The organism is Acinetobacter sp. ANC_7513, from assembly GCF_056779915.1.
On sequence record NZ_JBWYIW010000043.1, the window covers coordinates 1 to 201 of the forward strand.

Genomic DNA, 201 nt, shown 5'->3' on the forward strand with positions numbered 1-201 from the left:
GTCAATATACAGCATTAACCACAATGCCTGTAGGTTATGGCTGCCCACCAGAAGGTACAACTCAGTTTGTATTAGACAAACTTGGTCGTCACGGTAACCGCCCTTCACATGTGCATTACTTCGTCACTGCACCTGGCTACCGTAAATTAACTACGCAGTTCAACATCGAAGGTGATAAATACCTTTGGGATGACTTTGCAT

Annotated in this window: 1 protein-coding gene; it reads left to right on the forward strand. The window is 44.3% G+C overall.

Features of this window, described 5'->3' with window-relative positions:
* Positions 1 to 201 (forward strand): dioxygenase family protein (locus AC1M9B_RS14465; protein WP_481609349.1); only part of this gene is annotated, 201 nt, incomplete at both ends.